This is a genomic window from Natronogracilivirga saccharolytica, from assembly GCF_017921895.1.
Taxonomy (GTDB): Bacteria; Bacteroidota; Rhodothermia; order Balneolales; family Natronogracilivirgulaceae; genus Natronogracilivirga; species Natronogracilivirga saccharolytica.
Map to the genome: position 1 here is coordinate 1 of NZ_JAFIDN010000012.1, position 23,993 is coordinate 23,993.

The 23,993-nt window shown below is 47.8% G+C and carries 22 protein-coding genes; 9 read left to right on the plus strand and 13 right to left on the minus strand.

What is annotated here, in order from left to right:
* A partial coding sequence (locus tag NATSA_RS13015; protein WP_210513042.1) for a hypothetical protein occupies positions 1-189 on the minus strand: 189 nt, incomplete at its 3' end.
* A gap of 103 nt (positions 190-292) precedes the next feature.
* Here NATSA_RS13015 and NATSA_RS13020 point away from each other — a divergent pair.
* On the plus strand, positions 293-1,792 hold the full coding sequence (locus NATSA_RS13020) for an acyl-CoA dehydrogenase family protein (protein ID WP_210513043.1): 1,500 nt from the start codon (positions 293-295) through the stop codon (positions 1,790-1,792).
* A 64-nt stretch (positions 1,793-1,856) separates the two neighbouring features.
* On the opposite strand, the gene NATSA_RS13025 is transcribed toward NATSA_RS13020, so the two are convergent.
* The gene (locus NATSA_RS13025; protein ID WP_210513044.1) at positions 1,857-2,309 is read right to left on the minus strand and encodes an OsmC family protein; all 453 of its coding nucleotides are present in this window, start codon (positions 2,307-2,309) and stop codon (positions 1,857-1,859) included.
* Between the two features lie 85 nt (positions 2,310-2,394).
* On the opposite strand from NATSA_RS13025, the gene NATSA_RS13030 reads away from it, so the two are divergent.
* The gene (locus tag NATSA_RS13030; protein ID WP_210513045.1) at positions 2,395-3,108 is read left to right on the plus strand and encodes an SIR2 family NAD-dependent protein deacylase; all 714 of its coding nucleotides are present in this window, start codon (positions 2,395-2,397) and stop codon (positions 3,106-3,108) included.
* A gap of 107 nt (positions 3,109-3,215) precedes the next feature.
* Positions 3,216-4,106 (plus strand): SGNH/GDSL hydrolase family protein, encoded by an 891-nt coding sequence (locus tag NATSA_RS13035; protein WP_210513046.1) that lies wholly within the window; start codon positions 3,216-3,218, stop codon positions 4,104-4,106.
* A gap of 46 nt (positions 4,107-4,152) precedes the next feature.
* On the opposite strand, the gene NATSA_RS13040 is transcribed toward NATSA_RS13035, so the two are convergent.
* The 6 genes from NATSA_RS13040 to NATSA_RS13065 all read right to left on the minus strand — a co-directional run bounded on the left by NATSA_RS13040 (position 4,153) and on the right by NATSA_RS13065 (position 10,651).
* Positions 4,153-4,776 (minus strand): hypothetical protein, encoded by a 624-nt coding sequence (locus tag NATSA_RS13040; protein ID WP_210513047.1) that lies wholly within the window; start codon positions 4,774-4,776, stop codon positions 4,153-4,155.
* Positions 4,777-5,114: 338 nt separating this feature from the next.
* Positions 5,115-5,810 carry an SDR family NAD(P)-dependent oxidoreductase gene (locus NATSA_RS13045; protein WP_210513048.1) on the minus strand — a complete coding sequence of 232 codons (696 nt, stop codon included), beginning with the start codon at positions 5,808-5,810 and terminating at the stop codon, positions 5,115-5,117.
* Positions 5,811-5,830: 20 nt separating this feature from the next.
* The gene (locus NATSA_RS13050) at positions 5,831-7,168 is read right to left on the minus strand and encodes a M23 family metallopeptidase (RefSeq protein ID WP_210513049.1); all 1,338 of its coding nucleotides are present in this window, start codon (positions 7,166-7,168) and stop codon (positions 5,831-5,833) included.
* A 152-nt stretch (positions 7,169-7,320) separates the two neighbouring features.
* Positions 7,321-9,342 carry a tetratricopeptide repeat protein gene (locus tag NATSA_RS13055; protein WP_210513050.1) on the minus strand — a complete coding sequence of 674 codons (2,022 nt, stop codon included), beginning with the start codon at positions 9,340-9,342 and terminating at the stop codon, positions 7,321-7,323.
* Between the two features lie 30 nt (positions 9,343-9,372).
* Positions 9,373-9,915: a cob(I)yrinic acid a,c-diamide adenosyltransferase gene (locus tag NATSA_RS13060; protein WP_210513051.1), complete on the minus strand. Its 543-nt coding sequence runs from the start codon at positions 9,913-9,915 to the stop codon at positions 9,373-9,375.
* A gap of 151 nt (positions 9,916-10,066) precedes the next feature.
* On the minus strand, positions 10,067-10,651 hold the full coding sequence (locus NATSA_RS13065; protein ID WP_210513052.1) for an IMPACT family protein: 585 nt from the start codon (positions 10,649-10,651) through the stop codon (positions 10,067-10,069).
* 127 nt (positions 10,652-10,778) lie between these two features.
* Here NATSA_RS13065 and NATSA_RS13070 point away from each other — a divergent pair, with 127 nt between their 5' ends.
* The 5 genes from NATSA_RS13070 to NATSA_RS13090 all read left to right on the plus strand — a co-directional run bounded on the left by NATSA_RS13070 (position 10,779) and on the right by NATSA_RS13090 (position 18,651).
* A complete protein-coding gene (locus NATSA_RS13070) occupies positions 10,779-11,114 on the plus strand; it encodes a gamma-butyrobetaine hydroxylase-like domain-containing protein (RefSeq protein WP_210513053.1) in 336 nt (111 codons plus the stop codon).
* 6 nt (positions 11,115-11,120) lie between these two features.
* On the plus strand, positions 11,121-11,741 hold the full coding sequence (locus NATSA_RS13075; RefSeq protein WP_210513054.1) for a TetR/AcrR family transcriptional regulator: 621 nt from the start codon (positions 11,121-11,123) through the stop codon (positions 11,739-11,741).
* Positions 11,742-11,829: 88 nt separating this feature from the next.
* Complete coding sequence (locus tag NATSA_RS13080; protein WP_210513055.1) at positions 11,830-13,413, plus strand: TolC family protein; 1,584 nt, start codon at positions 11,830-11,832, stop codon at positions 13,411-13,413.
* 275 nt (positions 13,414-13,688) lie between these two features.
* Entirely contained in the window at positions 13,689-14,765 is a 1,077-nt protein-coding gene (locus tag NATSA_RS13085) for an efflux RND transporter periplasmic adaptor subunit (protein WP_210513056.1), read from the plus strand.
* A 67-nt stretch (positions 14,766-14,832) separates the two neighbouring features.
* Positions 14,833-18,651: an efflux RND transporter permease subunit gene (locus NATSA_RS13090; protein WP_210513057.1), complete on the plus strand. Its 3,819-nt coding sequence runs from the start codon at positions 14,833-14,835 to the stop codon at positions 18,649-18,651.
* A 97-nt stretch (positions 18,652-18,748) separates the two neighbouring features.
* Here the strand turns inward: NATSA_RS13090 and NATSA_RS13095 are convergent, their stop codons facing one another.
* The 5 genes from NATSA_RS13095 to NATSA_RS13115 form a co-directional block, all read right to left on the minus strand.
* Complete coding sequence (locus NATSA_RS13095) at positions 18,749-19,111, minus strand: PaaI family thioesterase (RefSeq protein ID WP_419539894.1); 363 nt, start codon at positions 19,109-19,111, stop codon at positions 18,749-18,751.
* Positions 19,112-19,204: 93 nt separating this feature from the next.
* Complete coding sequence (locus NATSA_RS13100; protein ID WP_210513059.1) at positions 19,205-20,140, minus strand: PhzF family phenazine biosynthesis protein; 936 nt, start codon at positions 20,138-20,140, stop codon at positions 19,205-19,207.
* 32 nt (positions 20,141-20,172) lie between these two features.
* Entirely contained in the window at positions 20,173-20,955 is a 783-nt protein-coding gene (locus NATSA_RS13105) for an FKBP-type peptidyl-prolyl cis-trans isomerase (RefSeq protein WP_210513060.1), read from the minus strand.
* 155 nt (positions 20,956-21,110) lie between these two features.
* Positions 21,111-21,968 (minus strand): Gfo/Idh/MocA family oxidoreductase, encoded by an 858-nt coding sequence (locus NATSA_RS13110; RefSeq protein WP_210513061.1) that lies wholly within the window; start codon positions 21,966-21,968, stop codon positions 21,111-21,113.
* Between the two features lie 30 nt (positions 21,969-21,998).
* Positions 21,999-22,181 (minus strand): PspC domain-containing protein, encoded by a 183-nt coding sequence (locus tag NATSA_RS13115; RefSeq protein WP_210513062.1) that lies wholly within the window; start codon positions 22,179-22,181, stop codon positions 21,999-22,001.
* A 156-nt stretch (positions 22,182-22,337) separates the two neighbouring features.
* Here NATSA_RS13115 and NATSA_RS13120 point away from each other — a divergent pair, with 156 nt between their 5' ends.
* The gene (locus NATSA_RS13120; protein WP_210513063.1) at positions 22,338-23,918 is read left to right on the plus strand and encodes a cryptochrome/photolyase family protein; all 1,581 of its coding nucleotides are present in this window, start codon (positions 22,338-22,340) and stop codon (positions 23,916-23,918) included.
* The last annotated feature ends 75 nt before the right edge of the window (positions 23,919-23,993 follow it).

Below are 23,993 nucleotides of genomic sequence, written 5' to 3' on the forward strand. Positions count from 1 at the left end.
AGGTGGTCGCCTCATCTCTTTTTTTATCTTTACCCCCCTCAGCGGGGCGCTCAACGGTCCTCCATAACCACGGCGTCCCGCTTTTTTTTTATCCCAATCCCTGGCATCCTTTTGACGTTTTTTTTGTGGAATGTTTGTACCGAATTGATCGTTGTCTACAAAACGACAATTCAAAATGACAAATAGCATACAAATCAGTAAATTAGCTCTTTGTCACTGAAAAAAACAACCATTACAAAAAACTGTTTTGCAGTACACAAACCCACCAACTGACGTTACAGCGGAAAACAGGATGAATAACAATCAGGATTCTTCCTTCAGCCGTTTCATAAAAGAGTATGAAAATGTGTTGCACCGGGTCTTCCGGGATTCACAAAATCATAAAAAAGTAAGTCTCCACAGAAGCATACCTCCCATGTTGATGAGGGACATTATGCAGTGCAAGCCCCTGAATGTATTCATCGGAAAAGAACACGGAGGCTTTGGAGGCAATGTAAGTCAATGCCTCAAAATGCTTGAAGCATCCTCTTATGAATCCCTGCCGCTCTCTTTGATGATGGGGATCAACGGTGCCCTGTTTATCCAACCTGTAAGCCGGTATGCTGACAAAAAAGTAGCAAAAGATGTGCTATGGCAGTTTGTGAATGATCAGGCAATGGGCGGATTGATGATAACCGAACCTGGATACGGATCGGATGCCTTGCATATGCAGACTGCTTACCAGGAGGCACAGAATGGTTACAGAATCAAGGGGACAAAGCACTGGGCAGGTTTAACCGGATGGGCGGATTACTGGCTTCTTACGGCCAGAAAAAGGAAAAAAGACGGTACGCTTGCACGTGACATTGATTTCTTCATTCACGACAACAGAAACTCCGGAATTGAAGTTGAAGAATATTTCGAGAATCTCGGTCTCTATATGCTGCCCTATGGCAGAAACAGTATTGATGTCACCGTTCCTGCTGATTATAAACTTGATTCAGGCTCTACAGGTATAAAGCTCATGCTGGATATGCTTCATCGCAGCCGCATGCAGTTTCCCGGTATGGCAATGGGCTTTTTGCGAAGAATTGCTGATGATGCTCTAACGCATGTCACAAACAGAAGTGTCGGCGGAAAAAGTCTTTTTTCATATGACCAGGTTAAGGAAAGGATGGTAAGACTACAGTCATGGTTCACATCCTGTTCGGCTATGTGCGCCTATACCAGTGCGCATGCTCCGATATCCAAAAACCTGTCAACCGAAGACATTCCGGCAAATGCCATCAAATCGATTGTTACAGATATGATGCAGGATGCCGCCCAGTCATTTCTGCAGCTTACCGGAGCGCAGGGGTACAAACTGGACCATATGGCCGGACGGGGAATTATCGACAGCCGGCCGTTTCAGATATTTGAAGGGTCCAATGACATTTTGTACCAGCAGATAGCCGAGTCCTTTATCAAAAGGATGAGAAAAGCCAAAATATCGGTGCTCTATGATTATCTGAAAAGTTACGAGTTAACTCAAAAAGCATCTGAATATCTGGAAAAGGATACCAATATTTCTGTTTCTGCCGATATGGCCCAAAGAAAGCAGGTTGTTCTCGGCAAAATGCTTGGTTATGTCGTAACCATGAACATGGTTCTGGACCTGGGTGAAAAGGGATTTAACAATGAGCTTATCGGGAATACCCTGAATGTTCTTTCCGTGGAAATAAAGAAGTTTCTCAATGTTCTGCACGAACTGCCGGAATCATTTCCAAGTGAAGACATTGAGAGCAGTGCAAACTGGGCTGATTTCACCAGCTGATGATAACAGACCGCACACAAAGTGCAGAAAAAATACCATTCCTGAAACGTAATCCTCTTTACTACTATTTGCCGTTTAATACCTTTATTTCGTGTGTGATCCAGGCCCCGTGCTTAAGCATTTTGTGAACCGGGCATTTTCCTGCGATGACATCAAGCTTTTGTATGTGCTCAGCATCAAGATTTCCGGATACAGAAATAATAGCATGAATGAACCGGACTTTACCCTTGTCGATCATCTGAGGTTTATCCCTGAACCGTTCATCACTGTCTTTGACAGACTTTTTTTCAGCTTCAATCGTGATCTCAACACTTTCCAGGGGGATTTTTTTATGATCGGCATACATGCGGAGGGTTATGGAAATACATGCGGCCAACGCCGAATAAACCGCTTGTACAGGTGTTGGTCCCTGATTGTTGCCACCCAGTGATACGGGTTCATCCAGAATCTGAATATGGTCACCGGTTTCAATAGTTGTGAGATACTTTGGTTCCGGGTTGAGTTTGGACTTTATCATGTAGTTCGTAGCGTTTAAAAATGATTTTTTCTATTCTGACTGTATTATTTCAGTGTTATTTGCAATAATAATCATATATAAATATATGAATTTATATAATAAAGAAAAAGCCGTTGCATTGACAGGTGCAGGGATGAGTGCGGACAGCGGTATCACCACTTTCAGGGACTCCGGTGGCCTCTGGGAAGGTGTGGATGTGATGGAGGTAGCTTCGATTGAAGGTTGGAACCGGGATCCTGAAAAGGTTCTTGAATTCTACAATTCAAGAAGGAGACAATTGAAGGAAGTTCAGCCGAATGCAGGACACCTGGCTCTGAAACAGCTGGAGAAATACTATGATGTAACAATAGTGACTCAAAACGTGGATGATCTGCATGAGCGGGCCGGTTCTTCCCGAATAATCCATTTGCATGGTGAACTGACCAAGGCAAGACCCGTAAATGCGGATGGTCCTGTGAAAGATATTGGATATGATGATATAAAACCGGGTGACAAGGACAGTGAAGGCCGGCAGCTCCGGCCTAATATCGTATGGTTCGGAGAGATGGTTCCCATGATGGAAACAGCTGCAAGGGAAGTTGCCCGGTGTGATATCCTGCTTGTCATCGGGACGTCTCTGGCCGTTTATCCGGCCGCTGGTCTGGTAGATCTCACGCAGCCCGGCACTCCCGTATACGTCATAGATCCGAAGCAGCCGGAATTCAGGTTTCAATCCAATGTTACTTTTATTCAAAAAACGGCTGCGGAGGGAACCCCAGAACTGGTTCAGGATCTGATTAAGAAGAAAAAAGAGCATTGACCGGTTTCTGTACAACGGTTTACGGATTGGTACCGTTATGAAGTCCGGGATGAAATACTCCGTGATGATATGCGAATATTGAAAAACATTAAATCAATTCATTGGTAATGAAACAGGAAGAAAAAGAAGCGTTGCTCGAATATCTGGTCCAGTTTTCAAATATTGAAAAACGGTTTCCTTTATTTCAGGGCATCAAAGATGCTGAAGCAGTGGCCGACTTCATCGGTCTGGACTCAGATCAGTTTCAGAGTATAAGAAATCACTTTGATGAGCAGGCAAAAAAGGCTGCTGAAGAGATACTCAAAGACGAAAAAATGCTGGAACTGATTGAGAGCCTGCCAATTGAGGCGGATGCTACCATAGCGGTTGTAGGTGACGCAATTACGGATGACAGGCAGGGTTGGTTTCAAATATTCCGGAACGTACTTGAAATGGCTGTTCCGAAGGCAAATTACCGGTTTATCGATGCCAGTTTAGGTGAGTCATTATCTTCGGATGCACTCCGCAGGCTGGAACGGGATGTTATTGCCCATAAACCGGACTGGATATTTGTTGCACTTGGAAGCCAGGATGCACAACGGCTGCATTTGACAACAGGACGAACACTGGTTTCTCTTGCCGAGTTTTGGGAGAACATCAATGCCATTGAATCGGCTATACTTCAAAACTGCGACAACCCGCCTGTGTGGATTACTCCACCACCGGTCATATCCGAACTGATGCAGCAAATGCCTCTTCATGCCGGTGTCGTACTTGAGGAAGACCTGAAAGAGTTCAGGGAAGTGATATCGGGTAAATCCGGTTACATAGTAGATCCCGCCGGAAAACGCATGGGTTCACCACCTGATGCCTGGAATTTTCTCAATGACGGCTTCCATCCATCACTCGCAGGGAATACTGAGACCGTAAAAAGTATCATTAAAACATTTGCTGAAGCTGAGAAGCAGGATAAGGGAGAAAATGACGGCAACGAACCAGGCGGCCCGGATGACGGATAAACCGGTCACCGTTAATCTTCTCATTGCTGCATTGGATGTCATTTAGCTAAAGAGATATGCTGATACGGGTAAATTCAACTCCCAAACTGGTTTTACCGGTAATATCATTTCCGGGACTGAAATCGACTGACTGATACATCATGGGATTCAGAAGGCCGACAGCAAAACGATCTTTGTCATCTTTAAGCTGAATAAATCCGGCAGTTGCAGGGTTCGACATGCTGCCGGATGCGTTTGTATAGTCATCGTAAAAACTGTCATATCCGCTTTGCGAGCTGAGCACAAAGGCATCAAACAAACCGAATGCAAATCCGACCCAGGCTCCGGTAGCACTGCCAAATTGCACACCTTTGACAATTTTTGATTCTGTCATCAGACTTACAGCCGTCCCGACAATCGCACCGGTAGCAGCCCCGTAAAATGTATCCAGTAAAATAAGGGTGCCGGTTGTTCCGGTTGAACTTATGGCACCGTCGACGTAGTATCCGTCTCCGGCAGCCTGAGACCAATCGTAAAACCCGGTGCCAACACCCATAATGGTCCCCATGCCAATGCCGAACCGAAGGGGATAATAGTCGATGTCACTTTTGTTCTGCAATGCTATAGTTGCACCGCCAAGAGCCGCGCCGGTTACGGCACCTGTGAACGTATTGACAGCAACGATACGCAAAGGCTGTGATTCAACTGTCCGGACTGCGGTCAGAACAATCAATAAGAGAAGTAAAACGGGGAGGCTTTTTGAATTGAGCATGGTAAATAGTTATAAAAGTACTTTGAGGAGTGACCTTTGAGGAGTGACTGTTGGAATTTATTGAATTCACGGTTTATGCCAAAATAATCGAAGTCAATTGGCATCCTGTACACAAACTGCAACGACTATGCCATCCTGTTTGTGATCTTTTCAGAACAGGAAAATGGTTGCCGCAGCAATATATTGAATAATCTGCAATGCGGTGAAAATGATTCAGGGCTTGGTTCAGTTGCCGGAAGTGACGGGATGAACAGGGTTCACGGATCACCGGAAGTGACGGGAAGCACTTTGCCATTCATGAATTTGTGAGCTTTCATTGCAAAATCTCCGATATATTCACCGATGTCTTCAGGTTTCAGCGGTGCCTTTACGCCCGGAAAAGCGGCAGAGAACATTTCTGTCTGGACGGCACCCAGGCACAGGCAGTTGACAGAGATGTTATCATCCTTCAGCTCTGCAGCCATAGCCTCTGTCCAGATACTCAGTGCACCTTTACTGGTGCTGTAGGCCGACAAACCCGGGAATTTGGAGCTGCCCTGGTATCCCCCCATGCTTCCGATAGTGACAATGTGAGCTCCTTTTGCAAAGAAAGGAAACAAAGCGCGCAGCAAACGGACAGCAGACATGACATTCATGTTCCACATCGTATTCCAGTCATCATCGGTGAGTTCCATGAAGTTTTTTTTGATGAGACCGCCTGCATTATGAACAAGTGAAGTGATCTGCAGATTCTGATCGCGGACTGCATCCACAAGATTCTGAATGGAAGAGGAGTCCAGCAGGTCGCAGGCAACGGTTTCAATTCGTTTCGGTGCTTTGGACTTCAGTTCTTCTAGCCGGTCTTTGCTCCGGGCGACGGCCAGAACATGTTTTTTTTCACCTGCAAGATATGCTGCTGTTGCATATCCGATGCCTTTGCTTGCTCCTGTGACAAGAATGGTTTTTTGAGCCATATTGGACGTAGCTAATTGGTCTATAATTCAGTAGAGTCTTCCTGCGCGGGAGATCCGGAGAGAATTCCGGAATAACCGATATCTGGTGCGAATGCAAAAGGTCTTTGAATTACGGTATCCGGATCAATATCCATCCTGGTCAGCAAATCTTCTTTTCTGGAAAGAAATGCAACCCGGTGCTCCGTCTGAATCGGGTCTGCAGGGGGCAGGTCAATTCGCTGCGGATCAACGGGTTCGCCATGTTTCCAGAACCGGAAACAAAGGTGAGGGCCGGTAGCCGTTCCCGTCGCCCCGACGTAGCCGATTATCTGGCCCTGCTCGACTTCCGTTCCGGCGCTTATACCATCAGCAAATCGTGACATATGAAGGTATCCTGTTTCGTAAATACTGTTATGTCTGATTCTGACGAAGTTTCCGTTATTTCGTCCGTATCGGGCTGCGGTAACGACACCATCCCCCACGGCTCTGATGGGAGTACCCGTAGGAGCGGCATAATCAGTTCCGTAATGCGGCATATGGCGCCGGTGTACGGGATGATACCTGTTGTGTGAAAACCGGGAGCTGATACGATTGTATTCCAGCGGAGCGGCCATGAACTGACGTCTCATGGACTTCCCGTTTTCGTCATAATACTCATCCATTCCGTTTTGTCTGTAATGAAAAGCGTAATAATTGTTGCCCCGGTGATTGAATACGGCTGCTTTTATACGGCCAATACCGGTACGCTGTCCGTCTACATATTTTTCCTCAAAATAGACCTCAAAATGATCTCCCCGCTGGATACGGTAAAAGTCTACCTGCCAGGCGTAAACTTCGGCGAGGCGGTGTGTAAGCTGCTGATCAACACCGAGTGAGCGAAGTGCCTGATATAATGAACTGTTGATTTCCCCGCTTACCAGCCGGGTGCGTGTTTCCTGAGGTTTTGAACCCCTTTCGACACTAACGGAATCACCAAGCTCAAACCGGATGAAATCTGTGCTGTTCTCCTCATAAACAATATACCGGGGTTTTGCAGCCCCGCCGGTAGTGTCTGACTGAGTGTAAATGTGAAGAGGCCGTCCGGCGCGTATCCTTCGCACATCAAAAATTCCCGAGGAAGCCTGAACAATTTCATGCACGTTACGGGGTGTGAGTCCATTATTTCTGAGTATGAAAGACAGCGACTCATTTCTTCTGATTCTGTGAGTTGTGGCTTCCAGCTCTTTGTTGATCCCAAATACATCCAGTTCAGGCTGTATTTCAACTTTTTCAGAAACAGGTTCTGCCGTGTCTGAAGTGTCATAGCTGCTGTCATCTTGGAAATGGCAGGCATTCAATGTTACAATCAGGAGCAGTGATGGCAGAATAGCGCGATGCATAAAAATGTATAAGTTGCTGAGAGTTATATAAATGGAAATAACGTTTTAATCTTTTCCCGTGTTCCCGGAATATACTTTCAAAATACACAAAGTTGCATTACCGGAACAGTATAGTTACAAACTGATTTATTTTTTAACATCATCTGGTTTCATCACTGATTCTCAGGGGAATGCTGCTGTCTTTGCCGTTCAAGCTGCCACAACCATGAGTCCAGTCCGGGGAAGCCCGGCTGTACCTGTCTCAGTTTCATTGCTGTTTCGTAAGCAGTTTCAAGCTGGCCATTCATGGCCTGGGCGCCCGACAAGTTAAACATGGCCTGAACGTCTCTTTCATTAAATTCGAGGGCCTGTTCCAGAAGGGAAATTCCCCGTTCGTAGTTGCCGTCATTTACTTCGATGGAGCCGAGCATGCGCGCGTTGTAATTGGATGGCTTCATACTCCACGCTTTTTCGAAATGGGGCCGCGCCCGGTCGAAATCGTTCATGTACTGCAGAAGCAGGCGCCCTGCAAACTGATAGGGTGAATGGTTGTACGGCTGATCCCTTATAAGACCTTTGTATTCGCTGAGAGCCTTTTCAAAGGCCCCGTTTTCGGTGTAATATTCGGCGATACTCAGCTTGGCCTGATCCCATCTTTTGGCAGTGTGAACGACATCAAAAGCCACATCATCTATAAAACCCTCCGGCTCATAGCCGTAAGGGTAACCATACGGATCCGGTTCGTCTTTAAAGGGCCATCCACCGGTAAGAAGCTGAATTCTGTGGTATGCGATCCGGTCATCAAGCTCAGAGAGCTTCATGGCATCAAAATAGTGCTCCCAGTCGCGCAGCTCAGTTAATTCAAGTTCATTTTCCAATATTCCGCTTTCCGCAAATGACTCAAAAAAGGATTTTCCGATGTGAAAATATCCGGGCTGATTTGCATGAAGGTGCTCCAGCATGAAATCAAAACCGATAATACCGTTTATGCTGTTTGCCTGCAGGCTTTCATATGCCGGGACATAATGGGCATTGTGTATTTCTGCTTTCTTCCGGATGATTTCATTGAAAATTTCAGGTGCTCTGAACTTCAGGGCATCAAGGTCTTTGGCATATTTGAATTTTTCGTAAGCATCCTGATAGTTGCCTGCCTGATAGTGTTCTTTTGCCCTTTGAAAAACTTCTTCGGCCGGGGGATGCTTGTCAGAACGGATTGAAACGAAGGGTTTCTGATCTTTCAGATTGCTTGCAATGCTTGAGATGAAAACCGGAATATCATTCTTATCGAATCGTGACAAAATTTTGTCAAGATTGCTTTCAAACTGGTTCTTGCCGAGAAGAAAAGCGTCACTGTCGAGCGTGATGGTCTGATCCTGAACCATACGCTGCATGAGTGTTCCGTCACCGGCCGGAAGCCGTTCATCGGCCATTGTTGTTGCAATCCAACCTGAAACTGTTGCAATGAAATCCCGGATAAGCATGAATGTTTTCAGACGCTGCAGTCTGAGGTAGGTGCGTACAAATCCGGGGAATGCACCGAATTGTTCGCTGGATCCGACTCCGAGGGCACCGTAGTATTCATTGTGGCCGGTATATATGAAAATGGCATCGGGTTCTTGTGCGAGAATTTCGGGAATCTGATCGTACAGTGTGTAGGTATTGACCGCGGCAGCCCCGATATTCACAACCTCAATGAGCCGGCCGGGCATAACATCTTTCATTGCATCAGCTGTTACCCTGGAAAATGTGCCGTTAAAACCGTAGGGATACCCGGCAGTGGATGAACCACCCATGACAAATACCCGAAAAGAGGTGTCGGGTTTATCAGCAAGAAAGGCATCGTTGGAAAAACCGGGGAGGTTGGCTGTATTGAAAAAATAACGTGCATTGAAGTTTCTGTTAGGCAGTCCGTACTCACCTTTAAAGTACTCTTCCGGAAATTCGAAAAGACTGGTATCTCCCCTGTAGTTGAATAACCGGAGTGAGCTTTCAAGAATCACAAAAAACAGCACCGGAATCATCAGGGTAATGGCAAGAAAAATGAGCTTTTTCCTGCCATCGGCAGTTGGCTGCAGAGTTTCAATATAGGCAGCAATGTCGTCCGGGTCTGCCTTGATCTCACGTGCGAGCTGACCGGAACTTTTTTTTCTGTACTGCTCCCGGATGTAGTTTTTCTGTTTGTTGCTTAAGCCCATGCAGCTGAACCGTTAAAGCCTGTTGAAGTTTTAGGGTGCCTGCCATTTCACGTCATCGATTCTTTTTGCCTTATTCTGAAAGCGAGCCATCACAAAAAGCAAGTCGGAAAGTCGATTCAGGAAAATAAGAGCTTCCTGTGAAATAATCTCGGACTGTTTGCATGAAAAGCAGATTCTTTCCGCCCGCCGGCAAACGGTTCTTGCATGGTGCAGATAGGCGGAACAGGAGGAACCTCCGGGCAGGATAAAAGAAGTCAGGGGTTCAAGAGATTTTTCAAGGCGGTCGATGGATTCTTCCAGAAGAGACACCTGGTCGTTGCCAACACGTTGTACCCTGCTGCTTTTTTCAGGAGGTGTAGCCAGGTCGGCACCAAGGACAAAGAGCTCATTTTGCAGCTGATCCAGTAATTGTTCAATCTCCGGTACCGGATCTGCCGTGCGGGCTATTCCGATTATGGTATTGAGCTCATCAACAGTGCCGTACGCATCAATACGGGAGTGGTTTTTTGACACCCGCTGTCCCCCGAACAGGGAAGTTTCCCCGTGATCGCCGCTTTTTGTGTAGATTTTCATGTGTTTAAAATTTTGGATTTATATGGTCAGATGAACCGAAGGTCACGTAGTGAAATGCCATGACCGTATTTAATCATACGCCTGTTTGTCCGGGCGCCAGCCCGGTCATGGACATTTCATGTGTTTTAATTTTCCTTTTTCGTTTGGGATGCTATGTAACAGGAAGATACCGGTCTTCTTTTCTTTCAAACTCAATTCCAAGGTAGGAGTGATGTTCGAGCATACTCTGCAGATCATCAGTATGTTCAAAAGGACAACGGACTGTAATAGTTACAGTTTCAAGATATAGTTCATCTTGTTTTTTCATATTAAACCTGTTCATCATTTCCCGGATCCGGTTTTCCTGGTCGTATGGATACTCAATTCTGAACCCGGAATATAGTCCAAGTGTCTTTTTTCCGGAGTGTTGCACAGAGCGTAGTGCTGATTCTCTGTACGACTGAATAAGCCCCGCTTTGCCGAGTTTCGTTCCTCCGAAATAGCGAACCACGATTATCAGCACGTTGATCAGCTCCTCTGATTTGATGACACCGAGAATAGGCACACCGGCTGTTCCTCCCGGTTCACCGTCATCCTGCGCAAATTCCTCAGGGTGAAACGGGTTTACACGCCATGCAAAACAGTGGTGGGTGGCATAAGGATGCTCCTCCCGGACAGCCTTTCTTTTTCCGGTGATTTCATGCATGTCTGAAACGGGAAAAGAAAACGAGAAAAAACGGGATCCTTTTTCTGTCAAAACTCCTTTTCCAGCCTGTGTTATCGTTTTAAGTGTGTCAACCGGCATGAAAAAAATGAATTCTGAAGTGAGAATTTCAATAATAAGGCCTTATCTTAGTGTAATTTAGCAGATCGTGTCTAAGGCCATGGAAAAAAAGTATCAGATACAAAAGATAACGGTTAATTCCGAAACAAGAGAATTGCAGGTTGGCTGGGCTGACGGGCACCACAGCCGGTATCCGATGGAAGGTCTGCGTCGTGCCTGCCCGTGTGTTTACTGTCAGGGGGGACATGAAAATATGGGAAAAAAAGTGGATCCCGAAATTTTCCTGCAGCCATCGGGCCAAAATCGAACAATATCAAAAATTTCTCAGGTCGGGAATTATGCCGTTCAGATTATCTGGAGTGACGGACATCAGAACGGCATCTACCGGTTTGATGCATTGCGTGATATGTGCCCTGTGGAAAATGGTGTTTTATAACCGCAAATGTCAGATAAAAAACAAAAAATACTTGATGTGGCGGAGAAGCTGATAGCCGCTCACGGATACCGGAGTACAACTACCAGAATGATTGCCGAGCACGCCGGGGTGAATGTGGCCATGCTTGCCTACTACTTCGGGTCCAAAGAGTTGTTGCTCCGTGAACTCCTTGACAGGCATACGGCAGCCGTTAAAGAATTGCTTGATGTAATCAGCAGTGAAAAGGCACCTGCTGCGGAAACGTTCCGAAAGTTTCTGTTTTCCTATGTGGATTACTCCTTTCAGAATCCGCGTCCGGTAATAATTGCCATTCGTGAAATAGGTCTTCTTAATCAAAGACCGGAGATCATGAGGAACCTGCAAAAGACCATGCTTGAAGTCCATGGCATGTTTATTGAAGTTCTCGGGACTGCAATGAAAACCGGTGAGCTCCGAAACATTGATATTGAATTATCCGTATTAACGTTCAGCTCTACGATTGAGAGCTATGTGGTCAATGCCTTCATGTTTGATGAAGCGTTTCCGTTTCTGGGTATAGAGCAACGGTCACCGGATATCATGAAAGAAAGACTCAAGTCACATTTATCAATGCTGCTGGAAAATCTTATGAAAGAATCTGAAAGCTGAAACGTTGCTTCCGGAACGGATGTTAATCAATCGTTTGATAAACCCGGTTGGTTCGTCTTATCATTTTACTCGCACACATGCTATGTTATTGAAATCAAAAAAAATAGGGATAAAAGTCTGTCGGTCGGTTTTACTTTTTTCTTTTCTGCTGCTTGCAACTTTTTCAAACGCCCATGCTGACGCACGTGGTGATACGTTGTCACTTACGCTGGATGAAGCGGTCCGCATTGCCCTGGAAAACAACTTCGGACTTCGTGATGTTATGCTGGACCGGGAGATGGCCGATCAGCAGGTCCGTGAAGCCTGGGGCAGCGTTTATCCTCAGATTAATGCCACCGGAAATTTCACACGTAACGTGGTAACGGCCAATCCTTTTGCCGGTAGCGGAGCTGAAGATCTCTTTGCAGACTTCGGGGCTATCGGGTGGCTTCGCTACAATGAAGAGGCCCGGCTGGCCGGGGAAGAGCAGCTGACGTTTGAAGAGTTTCTTGAAAGGCAGAGGCAAGGGTACGAACAGGCGGGTATCACTCCGCCAACGGAAGAGGATGATCCCTTCAGTGTTGACAATCAGTTCTCAATGTCTCTCGGAATAACACAGACACTGTTTAACGGTTCGGCATTTGCTGCTATAAGAGGCGCTGAGCAATTTAAAAAACTGAGTGAAGATGCCGTTCACAGGGAGCGGCAGGTTGTTATCGACGAGGTGCGTCAGGCTTACTTTTCTGCATTGCTGGCCTGGCAGCAGGTCGAAGTCCTGCAAAAAAGTGTTGAAAGGCTGCGCAAGACTGTAGAAGATACGGAGCGAACCGTCGAGCAGGGGCTGGCCTCCAAATCGGAAAGGCTGAGCGCCGAGGTTGAGCTGGTCAATCTTGAAACGGAAATGATTGAAGCGGAAAATCAGGCGGAACTTGCAAACAAAAGCATCAATCTCCTGCTTGACCTGAGGGCCGACAAACCCATCAGGCTTGACGGAGACCTGACCATGACGGCTATGCAGCCGATTGGTGACATTCCCCTGGAAGAAGCTGTACGAATTGCCAAGGAACATCGTCCGGATCTTGAACAGGCTGAAGGGTTTATTGAAGTGAACAAGATCAACGAGCGGATAAACAGGTCTTCATACAAGCCAGTTGTCAACGCTTTTGCCAATATCGATTATGTGGGAAGGGTGCCTGACAACCGGACTATTATTACGCCGGATCCTGATGATCCTGACAACCCGTTCCGGTTTGAAAGTGAAACCCGAAGTTTTTTTGACGACACCTACTGGAACCCCAATGTTGCAGTGGGTATCAACATCAGCTGGAGTATTTTTTCCGGATTTCAGAACCGTGCCAGGGTTGAGCAGAGCAGGATAGATACCAGACGAAGCCAGTTGCAGTACGAAAATCTGACCAGTGCTGTCGAAATTGAGGTAGAGCAGGCGCTGAGAAACCTGAGAACGGCCGAACGCAGAATCACAAGTCAGGAACGTAATACCGAACAGGCTCAGGTCAATTATGATTTTGCCAGGACCCGTCTGCGTGAAGGTGTGGGGACAAGCCTGGAAGAGCGTCAGGCATCCATGCTGCTTGATCAGAGTCAGCTCAGCTATCTTGCTGCCATTCATGACTATCTGATTGCAGTCAGCAACCTTGAGCTTGCACTTGGTACTTCAGTGGATCAATTGTGATCAGCAATGAAATTAAACTTCGTACTCCGGGATTTGCCAGTCCGGCTCTTTGAGTATCTCTTATCATAAATCGAAAAATTTAAACACATGAAATACCCATGGCGGCTTACCGTCACACAGGAGCATGATTATAGCCAACATGGGTACTACATGTGACTTCAGAATCATAAATTATAAACACATGAAATACCCATGGCGGCTTACCGTCACACAGGAGCATGATTATAGCCAACATGGGTACTACATGTGACTTCAGAATCATAAATTATAAACACATGAAAGCATTAAAATATGTGACACCGTTATTACTTTTTTCATTCGTCTTATCCGCCTGTGATCAGAACGGTGATGAAAATAATAATGAGCAACAGCGTGCACGTGAAGTTGTTGTAGAGGTTCTTGATGTGGACCCCAGAGCCTTTGAGGAGCGTGTCCGGGTTACCGGGACCGTTGAAGCGCTTGAGGATGCGACCATATCGGCGGAAGTGTCAGGAAGAGTCCATACCATTGCAGAAAGGGGAACGACAGTAGAACGGGGGTCGGAGCTTGTGAGCCTGGATGACCGTGTCGTCCGGTCTTCACTTGAAATGGCCCGTGCCAATTTTGAATTTGCCGAAGACGCACTTGCCAGGCAGGAACCGTTGCTGCGGGATTCTATCATCAGCACCCTGGAATTTAATCAGGCCAGGTCACAGCGTGACCAGGCGAAGTCACAACTTGAGCAGGCTGAAAAACAGCTGGGTGACTCGCGCATTCAGGCTCCGTTCCGGGGACGTGTGGAGGAACGCATGGTGAAGTCCGGAGAGCTTGTCAATCCCGGAATGCCGGTTCTGAGGCTTGTAAATACCGACAAAGTACGCATAAATGCCGGAGTGCCTGAACGATATATCAATGATATCGACGAAGGGGCTGCTGTTACAATCAGTCTCGGAACTTATGGCAGAGAAGAGTTGAAAAGCACAATTCGTTATGCCGGAAGTGTCATCGTACCCGAGACTCGTACATTTCCCGTTGAGGTAGTTATGGAGAACACCGGGAGGTTGCTGAAGCCCGAAATGACCGTCAACTTGTCGATTGTCAGAGACTTTTGGGATGATGCACTTGTTGTGCCGCGAACCGCTCTTGTCCGGGATGAAGACGGGCTCCGCCTGTTTGTCACAACAGAAGATGAAAATGGAAGAAAAAAGGCGGAAGCAAGAAGGGTCAGGACCGGTGCAGCGTCCGGTTCACTCATTGTTATTGAGGAGGGCATTGAACCGGGTGATCAGGTGATCGTAACCGGTCAGACAAATGTCAGTGACGGTGATCTGCTGCGTATCCAAAACACACGCACCTACGACCATTACAAGTAATACGGCACCTCCATCTTTGTATCCATTTACTGCAACAGTTTTTCCTGCATAATATGTCTGATTTTACATGAAAGTAATAGAACAAGCAATTAAGAACAGGACGCTCATTGTAGTCCTTGCCGGCGTGCTCATCGTTTCCGGGCTCTATTCCTATATTACCATACCGAAAGAGTCGGCTCCGTCCATCGATATTCCGTTGTTCATAATTACAACGATATATCCGGGCATCGGTCCTTCCGACATCGAATCACTGGTGACCCAGCCGCTGGAGCGGGAGCTTCAGGGTATAGAAGGGGTCAGTGAGATCCGTTCTACATCGTTTGAGGGGTTCAGCAGTATTGTCGTGGAGTTTGATCTGGATGTCGAGAACATAGAAGCCAGCCAGCGGGTACGGGAGCAGGTGGACCTGGCCCGGTCCGAGCTGCCTTCAGACGCCGAAGAACCTGTGATCACCGAGTTTAATATTGATGATTTTCCGATTATGACGGTAAATCTTGGTGCCGATTATTCGATGGCACAGCTCACCCAGATTGCTGAACGCCTGGAGGACGAACTTGAGACGATATCCGGGGTTCGCGAAGTGGATGTTATCGGCGGACTTGAACGGGAGGTGCAGGTAAATGTGGCACTTGCCGCTTTGAAAGGTCATAATATCTCATTTCAGCAGATCATAGGTGCCATTCAGGGACAGAATGTGACGATCCCGGGAGGCAATGTGGATGTGGACCGACTGTCGTACCTGCTCAGGGTCTCCGGAGAGTTTGAACATCCGGATGAAATTGAGGACCTGGTGGTTTTTGCACCGCCTGCCGGCGGGGGTGGCGGTGACAACGATCAGCCCGCTCCTTTGGGCATGATATACATGCGGGATCTGGCCGAGGTGATTTATGGATTCAAGGACAGAGAGAGCTATGCCCGTCTGACGGCATACAAGGTTGAGGACGACAACGGCGATCTGATTCCGGTTCCCTATGAAGAAGTGGCTGAAAATCAGGTAGTCAGTCTGGATATCAAGCAGCGCTCGGGTTCGAACATCCTTGAAATATCGGAAGATGTAAACAGGGTGCTGGAGGAGTTCGGCTTTCCTTCCGGCACACAGATTGTTATGACCAATGATGCCAGCGAAGACATTCAGAACCTGATCAGCGATCTTGAAAACAGCATCATCAGCGGTATGCTGTTTGTTGTGCTGGTGCTGGTATTCTTTCTGGGTATACGCAATGCCCTGCTTGTCGGAACCGCGGTACCCCTGGCAATTTTTGTCGGTTTTCTTGTCATGACAATAATGGGGCTGACACTCAATTTTGTGATTCTGTTCAGCCTTATTATTGCACTGGGTCTGCTGGTAGACAACTCCGTTGTTATTGTTGAAAATATTTACCGTTTTCGGGAAAGGGGAATGGAACGTTTTGATGCTGCCAGGGAAGGTGCCAACGAAGTCGGCTATGCATTGCTGGCATCCACAGCTACACTGGTTGCCGCTTTCCTGCCCCTGCTTTTCTGGCCGGATATCATCGGGGAATTCATGAGTTATCTTCCCATGACCCTGATTATTGTACTGCTCTGCTCGCTTTTTATCGCGCTGATTATATATCCGTCACTGACCGGCTTTTTTGTCAAACTGCCGACAGAGAAAAAAAGGCGCAAAAGTCTGTTAACGAAAATATCCATATGGACCGGTGTTGTACTGGTTGCAGCAGTGGTAGGTCTGACAAACTACATCACTTTGATCGTAGGTATACTCATTGTTCTGTTCTTTGTTGTTACTTACAAGCTTTTTGTCAAACCATTGAGCGATATATTCACCGGGCAGCTGCTGCCTGCTTTTATCGAAGGCTATAAATCGTTTCTGACATGGATGCTCCAGCGCAATTACAAGGTGAGATGGGCATATTGGCGGAACATGTTCAGTCTTTCGGCATTCACGGCAGGATTTCTCCTGCTTGTTCTGAGCGGTGCACTGTCTCTTTTCCTTGGCGCTGCAGCGCTTCCGGTTGCCATTCTCGGTGGTATCGCTCTTGTGATCGGTTCGCTTGGTGTTATCTTGCATACGTTTGAATCAGTAATCCTTGGTGGTATTCGCAGTGTTATCGGCGGACTGGTAGTGGCAGTGGTATTTGCACTCACATTGTTTGGTTTCAGCTTAATGAGTGCGGAACTGACATGGCGTATTTTTCTGATAGTGATGGGTATTCCCGGGTTGGTCGTAGTGCTTGGATTTCTGGGAATGTTCCGTACACGCAAAAGCCCGATAATTCTCACCGATAACAGGTCTCGTCTGCTCAATTCAACTGTAGGCGCATTATTTGCCATACTGGTGGTCTTTTCTCTTGTACCTACCGGTGTCAATTTCTTTCCGGAAACCGACCCTAACCGTATCGACATCAACATCGAGGGTCCGCTGGGCATGAATATTGATGCCAGCAACGAGATGGTCAGGGAGATTCAGTCACGCCTGAACAGTCTTATTGATGAAAGTGATGATACACGGGGGAGCATTGAAAATGTTCAGGTTAATGTGGGAATTGCTGCAACGGGAGGATTCGGCGCCGGAATTCCAAGTCCGGAGCGGGCCCGAATATCGTTGAATATGGTTGATTTTGCCGACCGGTATGAGTCCAGCAGTGTTACCATGACAAAAATCCGGGAAGCCATCGGCGAAGTTCCGGATGCACTGATCCAGGTGGAAGGCCAGGAGATTGGGCCACCGACCGGTTCCCCTGTTAACATTGAGATATCCGGCGATGACTTCAGGCAGGTGGAACGCATCACCAGTGAAGTCAGGCAGAGACTGCAGGATGCTGAATTTACCGGGTCCATTCCCGGACTTGTAGATGTACGTGACAATGTCAGCGGCGGGCTGCCTGAGTACAATCTGAGGATTGACCATGAAAAAGCCAGAAAATTCGGACTCACACTTTCCGATATTGCCCAAACCGTGAGAATTGCTGTTAACGGACTGGATGCCAGTACGTTCCGCGACGGGGAAGACGAGTATGACATTGTAGTGAGACTGCGGGAAGAGGATCGTGATGATCTGGACAAGCTGCGTGATTTAACCATTAATCAGGCCGGAATGCAGGTTCCGCTGGTTTCTGTTGCCGATTTTGAAGAAGCAGCGGGACCCGGTTCGATATCACGTCTTAACCTGCAGCGTACGGCTGTTGTAGAGGCGGATGCCGCCGCCGGTTTCAGCGGGCCACAAGTGCTCTCTCAGGTTCAGGACTATCTTGCTGACTACCGCCAGGACCTGCCGGCAGGGTATACCATGGAGTATACAGGAGAGAGTGAAGATCAGGAAGAAAGCTTCAGCTTTTTGACGACCGCTTTGGTTATCAGTTTTGCACTTATCTTTCTGGTGCTGCTTGCCAAGTTCAACAGTCTGATCATTCCGTTCATAATATCCATTGCTGTCGGCCTGAGTCTGATCGGTGTATTCCTCGGACTGATTGTCACGCGAACCGAGTTCAATGTCATGGTTTTTGTCGGGATCATCAGTCTGGCAGGAATTGTTTGTATCAACAACATCGTCCTGGTGGAATATATCAAGCAGATGCTTGATTCCGGAAAGTCAAAAATGGATGCCATCGTTGAGGCGGGCGCCATCAGGCTTCGTCCCGTACTGCTGACAGCACTTACCACTATTCTTGGTCTGGTTCCGCTGACATTTGGTATAGACATTGACTATATCGGCTTGCTGACACAATTTGACCCTGCCTTTCAGCTTGGAACAGAGAGCACCCAGTTCTGGGGGCCGATGGGGATTACAATTATCAGCGGACTGATGTTTGCGACATTCCTTACCCTTGTTATTGTTCCCGTGATGTATTCGGTGTTTGATTCACTTTCAAAGAGTGTCGCAGAAGCGTACCGATCCAGGGACTGACGGGTGGTTTGACACATTGATGTCGGAGCGATATCTGGTGCGGATTCAGCAACAGATGCTTTTTCAGGAATTGCGGTCTGTGAGACGGACCTGATGGTCAGTGGTTCGACAGGATGGCGGTAGTGCATCTGCTGATGCAAACCAGCTCACTATCGTCATTTCGTATCTCTGTCTGCCAGACATGGGTTTTACTGCCATGATGCAGAATTGTGGCTGTTGCGTACACACTGCCTGTCCTTACGGGCCGAATATGGTTGGCATTGATCTCAAGTCCGACTGCTTTTTGATGATCCGTGTCGATGAGCATCCAGCTGCCCAGAGATGACACGGTTTCGGCAAGTGCAACCGAAGCACCCCCGTGAAGCAGTCCGAAAGGTTGTTTTACCGCCGGGCTGACCGGCATGGAGGCCTCGATGCATCCATGATCAATTCTGGTGATTCGGATGGATAAAGCTTCCATCAGTCCGGGCTGACCGATAGATGAAAGTTGTTCCCATTTATCTTTCAGGTCGTCGGCAATAATCATGAGGTGCCATGTTTTAGCGGGGCTTGATCAGAAACTGCCATCAGACTGGCCCCGCAGTCTCATATTGCCGTCTATCACTGTTATGGCTTCTCCAGCGATTTGTATAAGGGAAACCTTGCCGTCTTTAACGGCCATATTGACATGCACTATTCCGGGGCGTTTGATATTCTCACCCTGCAGCGCGCGGAAGGAGAAAACCTTCTTGTTTTTATCGAGAAATCCATTCTCCCACAGAAAAGCGGCCATAGGACCGTTTGCTGTTCCGGTAACCGGATCTTCCAGGATGCCCAGCGACGGGGCGAAAAATCGCATGACCCAGTCCTCGTCAAGATCACCGGTATCGGTGGTGACAACAGCAAATCCGCTCAGATCATGCCTGTCATTGAGCGTGCGAAGCAAGTGCTGGTTGGGTTCCAGCGTCTCCAGGCTTTCAAGATTCCGGACAGGCACGTAGCAAAATCCGTTTCCGGTAATCTGAGGTGCAACCTTTTGACTGAGTTCAATATCCGAGAGCCCGAGCGCCCCGCACAGATATCTGGTATCACCCGGATATGGGAAAAATTGGGGTACCGGAAGCGAAAATTTCACATAAGGCCTCAGGTCAAACCATTCCACGTCAACGGTAAGCACACCCGCCCGTGTTTCCACAAGAAAAGATTGCGGCTCATTTACCTCAAGGTCGAAAGCGCCGTCTTCAGCCAGTATGTGAAATGCAGCGACGGTTCCGTGTCCGCAAAGATCCACTTCCTGGGTAGGGGTGAACCAGCGCAATCTGAGATCATGGTTTTCATTTTCAGCAGGAAGTACAAATGTGGTTTCCGAGGCATTTATTTCCCGTGCGATATTCTGCATATCGGAGCTGCGCAGATGCTCCGCATCGGTAACCACACCCGCGGGGTTTCCGGAAAAAGGTTTGCGGGTAAAAGCATCAACCTGACGAAATCGAATAACAGAAGCAGGCATAAAAGTGTCTTATGAGCTTTATGTTCCGGCTATCAGTTGACAGAAAGCAGTTCTACGTCAAAAACCAAGGTAGCATTGGGAGGAATGACGCCTCCGGCTCCGGACTCACCGTATCCCAGCTCAGGCGGAATAACCAGCGTCCTTCGTTCACCAACGTTCATGTCGAGCAGGCCTTCATCCCATCCCGGAATAACCTGACCTTCTCCCACGGTGAATTCAAACGATTCGTCCCTGAGAGTGGAACTGTCAAACATGGTGCCGTCTTTCAGGAAGCCGGAGTATTCAACGGTAATCATGTCACCGGCTTCCGGTGAGGGGCCGTCGCCTTCTTCGTGGACAAAGTATTGCAGACCGCTTTCAGTGGATTCCAGTGCCGCATCATCATAGTCCCATGGTTGCGGAGGCTTGGTGATGGAAATCAGCTCAATATCCATGTATACATTTTCCCCGCCGGGGATGAACCCTTCGATTCCCTCATCACCGAATGCAAGATTCGGAGGGATTACAAGTGATCGCTTTCCGCCTTCACGCATGCCTATCATGCCTTCATCCCATCCCTGCATGGGAAGCTGTCCGGCTCCGACCTGAACAACGATGGGCTCATCACGTTCGTAGGTAGATTCAAAAACCTCACCATTTTCAAGTGAACCTTCAAAATGAATAGTCAGAAAATCCATGGATTCGGCCTCGGCACCGTTGCCGACTTCGGTGTCGGTGATCTCCAGTCCGTCATCTGTTACTGTGGTATCATTTCCGCAGCTCCAGGTAAAAAAGACCAGTGCAGCAACAATGTAAGAAAATGTTTGGTATCTCATGATCAAAAAAAAGTTTGAAAATTGTAAAACCGGGTTTGCATAAAGTTCTGGTAGAAGGATAGCAGATTTTCGGCCAATTTCATAGCCCAAAAACATTAGTACTTTATAACGCAGAAATCTGAAATAACTTGCTTTTATGGCAGGAGCCGCCACAACTACCGGTGTGAAAAACGATCCATTCTTGAGATCAGATGATCCAGTTCCGTGATTCCGAAAGCCGGTTTTTCTCCGTTTTGCACGCATCTGATAAAACGGGAAAGCAAGTGCTGTGCGGGTTCGCTGTAGTCGAACCGCATGATGTGAGGGGTTTTTTGCTGCTCATCTCCGAGCAGCCATTTCTTGACGATATGATCGTTGATCTGGCAGACGGCAGCCAACTTTTGTCCGATTGCAAAACGGGAGTGACGGTTCTCAAGACCGAAAGGGTTCATGAATATGGATGCGGAACTTCCGTTTCCGAACTTCATATGGAGAAGATGCATTTGCTGCTCCTGGTCATCAGCCAGGTTGCCGAATGGCAGGTCACCTTCAAGTTGTACTGGCTCGCTTTTGCACCATTCAAGACATATGGAGATCTCTTCGAGCAATATCCGGTTAAGGGTCTGCACGTCGGGCGTATGCTTCGGTCCGGACCACTCTCTGTGAATGTGAATTTTTTTCGGGGATGCAATATGGCTGAACAGCCACTGGGTTGCCGTGGAGTAGTATGACCACATGGCAAACATCACGACCATGCCGCTTTCTTCGGCAATATCAAGGCATGACCGGACATCAGCGGCGTTCAACGGAGGCGGAGCGACCCACAGAACATGGTAGCCGCTTTTGAGTGCATCCTGCAGCAATCCGGTCTGACGGCCGGGCTCATCGCCGCTTCCCGGAATGATAACGGCATCCACATGCTGCAGCATGCTGATCCGCGGAGTGATCACCACTTCGTGCACTCCTGCCGTGCGCCTGAGGTGTTGTTCCCAGGTTGCGGCCATACTGCCCGGACCAATGATCCCGAACTTCATAAATTAATGACTTGGTGAACGCCGGATGCATCATCTTGGCATGATTACAGCCAGTACCAGATACAACAGAGCGAAGGAACTGAAACTGAATATGGTTGCAACTATGAATATAACCCGGACAAGCGTGCTGTCCCACCCGAAATATTCGGCAATTCCTCCGCAAACACCAAACAGTATGCTGTCCGTTGCTGATTTTGTCAATCTCTTAGTCATGGTCATGATGGTATTTTTTATGGGTTGAGGATGGATTTACTTTTTTCATACGCCGGCAGAAGCGCTATGTTTCAGAAAAGTACAGGGAACGATACAATCCGGACTTTACTTTTGGCTTGTGATGTCCGCACACAGTATTATCAATCATCCCGTTTTGTGAGAAAACTCCTTTACATTCACCAGGATCAGCTCAATCTGAACTGTTTTCCGGAAGAGCTTTCTTCCGTGGATGCCGTTATCATGGCTGAATCGGTCGCCGATGCCTCCATCCTGCCTTTCCACAAGAAGAAGCTTGTGCTGGAATGGAGTGCACGAAGGCATTTTGCATCGGAACTTGAAAAGGATGGTTATGATGTTATTCTCAGCCAAACGGAAAAAACGTCAGCAGGTTTTCTGAGAGAGTATCTTGAAAGCCATCGCGATGCTTCAATTGTAATCATGGAGCCGGCGGAGTGGACGCCGAGAATGGAAATGATGAAACTTGCGGACGCATTTGGCGAGCGCATCCGGATCATCCCCAATACATTTTTTCTGGCAGATGCTGGATCCTGGACGGACACCGTGCGCAACGGCTACCGGATGGAGTTCTTCTACAGGGAAATACGTCGTCAGACCGGTTACCTGATGGATGACGGCAAGCCCGAAGGAGGGGAGTGGAATTACGATGACCGCAACCGGAAATCGCTGCCTGATGATGAGAACGTGCCTGAATCTCCCTCATTCACTCCCGATAAGATCACTCAGGAGGTGATGGCGGATGTCAACCGTCTTTTTCCCGATCATTTCGGGTCGACTGAGGGATTTGCCTATGCTGTCACAAGAAAAGATGCATTGCAGGTGTTCAGGAATTTTCTGGATGTCAGACTGGAAAACTTTGGCCCGTATCAGGATGCAATGGCCGACGGAGAGCCGTTTTTGTTTCATTCACTGATCTCGCCATATCTGAACATCGGTCTGCTGACTGCCCGCGAGGTTTGTGAGGCTGCAATCGAAGCATATGACGCATCCAAAAAGCAAAAAACAGACTCCGGCAAAAAGGGCGGGGGCAGCGATGGCAATGACGAAGGCGATGACAGCAAAACACTTCCCCTTAATTCGGTTGAAGGGTTTCTGAGGCAGATCATCGGCTGGCGTGAGTATATACGGATTTATTACGAAGCAATGATGCCTGATGTCCGGGAAGCCAATCATTTTTCTTACGGTGAGGAGCTGCCCGACCTGTACTGGTCGGCAGATACTGATATGAACTGCCTGAGTCAGGCAACCCAAAGTGTTTTGGATCACGGTTATGCTCATCATATTCAGCGGCTTATGATCCTGAGCAACTTCAGCAATCTCACCGGATCAGATCCGCGCCGGCTGCTGGACTGGTTCTGGTTTGCGTTTGTCGACGCGCATGAATGGGTGGTGCTGCCCAATGTTCTGGGTATGTCCACCTTCGCCGATGGTGGTGTGCTGGCATCCAAACCTTATGTCGCGGGCGGCAATTACATCAACAAGATGAGCAATCACTGCAAGAGCTGCCGCTACAATGTAAAAGCAAGGACCGGCGAATCTGCGTGTCCGTTTAATTATCTGTACTGGAATTTTGTCGACAGGGAACATGACAAACTCAAACAAAATCCAAGGATCGGGTTTATGATCCGCACCTGGGATAAAAAAGGGGAAGAAGAGAAACAGAATATTCGTGAACAGTCAGAGGTGTTTCTGGCAGAGTTGAAGAGGTATAATTCATAGCGTGCTATTGAATCCCGCAAATATGAAATTACCATGACCGGGTATGATTCCGGAGTGACAAAAGCAGTGTTAAAC

Bases quoted from the DNA above. Each gene is read 5' to 3' on its own strand.
- NATSA_RS13020 (WP_210513043.1), top strand. From the start codon at position 293: ATGAATAACAATCAGGATTCTTCCTTCAGCCGTTTCATAAAAGAGTAT.
- NATSA_RS13025 (WP_210513044.1), bottom strand. From the start codon at position 2,309: ATGATAAAGTCCAAACTCAACCCGGAACCAAAGTATCTCACAACTATT.
- NATSA_RS13030 (WP_210513045.1), top strand. From the start codon at position 2,395: ATGAATTTATATAATAAAGAAAAAGCCGTTGCATTGACAGGTGCAGGG.
- NATSA_RS13035 (WP_210513046.1), top strand. From the start codon at position 3,216: ATGAAACAGGAAGAAAAAGAAGCGTTGCTCGAATATCTGGTCCAGTTT.
- NATSA_RS13045 (WP_210513048.1), bottom strand. From the start codon at position 5,810: ATGGCTCAAAAAACCATTCTTGTCACAGGAGCAAGCAAAGGCATCGGA.
- NATSA_RS13050 (WP_210513049.1), bottom strand. From the start codon at position 7,168: ATGCATCGCGCTATTCTGCCATCACTGCTCCTGATTGTAACATTGAAT.
- NATSA_RS13055 (WP_210513050.1), bottom strand. From the start codon at position 9,342: ATGGGCTTAAGCAACAAACAGAAAAACTACATCCGGGAGCAGTACAGA.
- NATSA_RS13060 (WP_210513051.1), bottom strand. From the start codon at position 9,915: ATGAAAATCTACACAAAAAGCGGCGATCACGGGGAAACTTCCCTGTTC.
- NATSA_RS13070 (WP_210513053.1), top strand. From the start codon at position 10,779: ATGGAAAAAAAGTATCAGATACAAAAGATAACGGTTAATTCCGAAACA.
- NATSA_RS13075 (WP_210513054.1), top strand. From the start codon at position 11,121: ATGTCAGATAAAAAACAAAAAATACTTGATGTGGCGGAGAAGCTGATA.
- NATSA_RS13085 (WP_210513056.1), top strand. From the start codon at position 13,689: ATGAAAGCATTAAAATATGTGACACCGTTATTACTTTTTTCATTCGTC.
- NATSA_RS13090 (WP_210513057.1), top strand. From the start codon at position 14,833: ATGAAAGTAATAGAACAAGCAATTAAGAACAGGACGCTCATTGTAGTC.
- NATSA_RS13095 (WP_419539894.1), bottom strand. From the start codon at position 19,111: ATGGAAGCTTTATCCATCCGAATCACCAGAATTGATCATGGATGCATC.
- NATSA_RS13100 (WP_210513059.1), bottom strand. From the start codon at position 20,140: ATGCCTGCTTCTGTTATTCGATTTCGTCAGGTTGATGCTTTTACCCGC.
- NATSA_RS13105 (WP_210513060.1), bottom strand. From the start codon at position 20,955: ATGAGATACCAAACATTTTCTTACATTGTTGCTGCACTGGTCTTTTTT.
- NATSA_RS13110 (WP_210513061.1), bottom strand. From the start codon at position 21,968: ATGAAGTTCGGGATCATTGGTCCGGGCAGTATGGCCGCAACCTGGGAA.
- NATSA_RS13115 (WP_210513062.1), bottom strand. From the start codon at position 22,181: ATGACTAAGAGATTGACAAAATCAGCAACGGACAGCATACTGTTTGGT.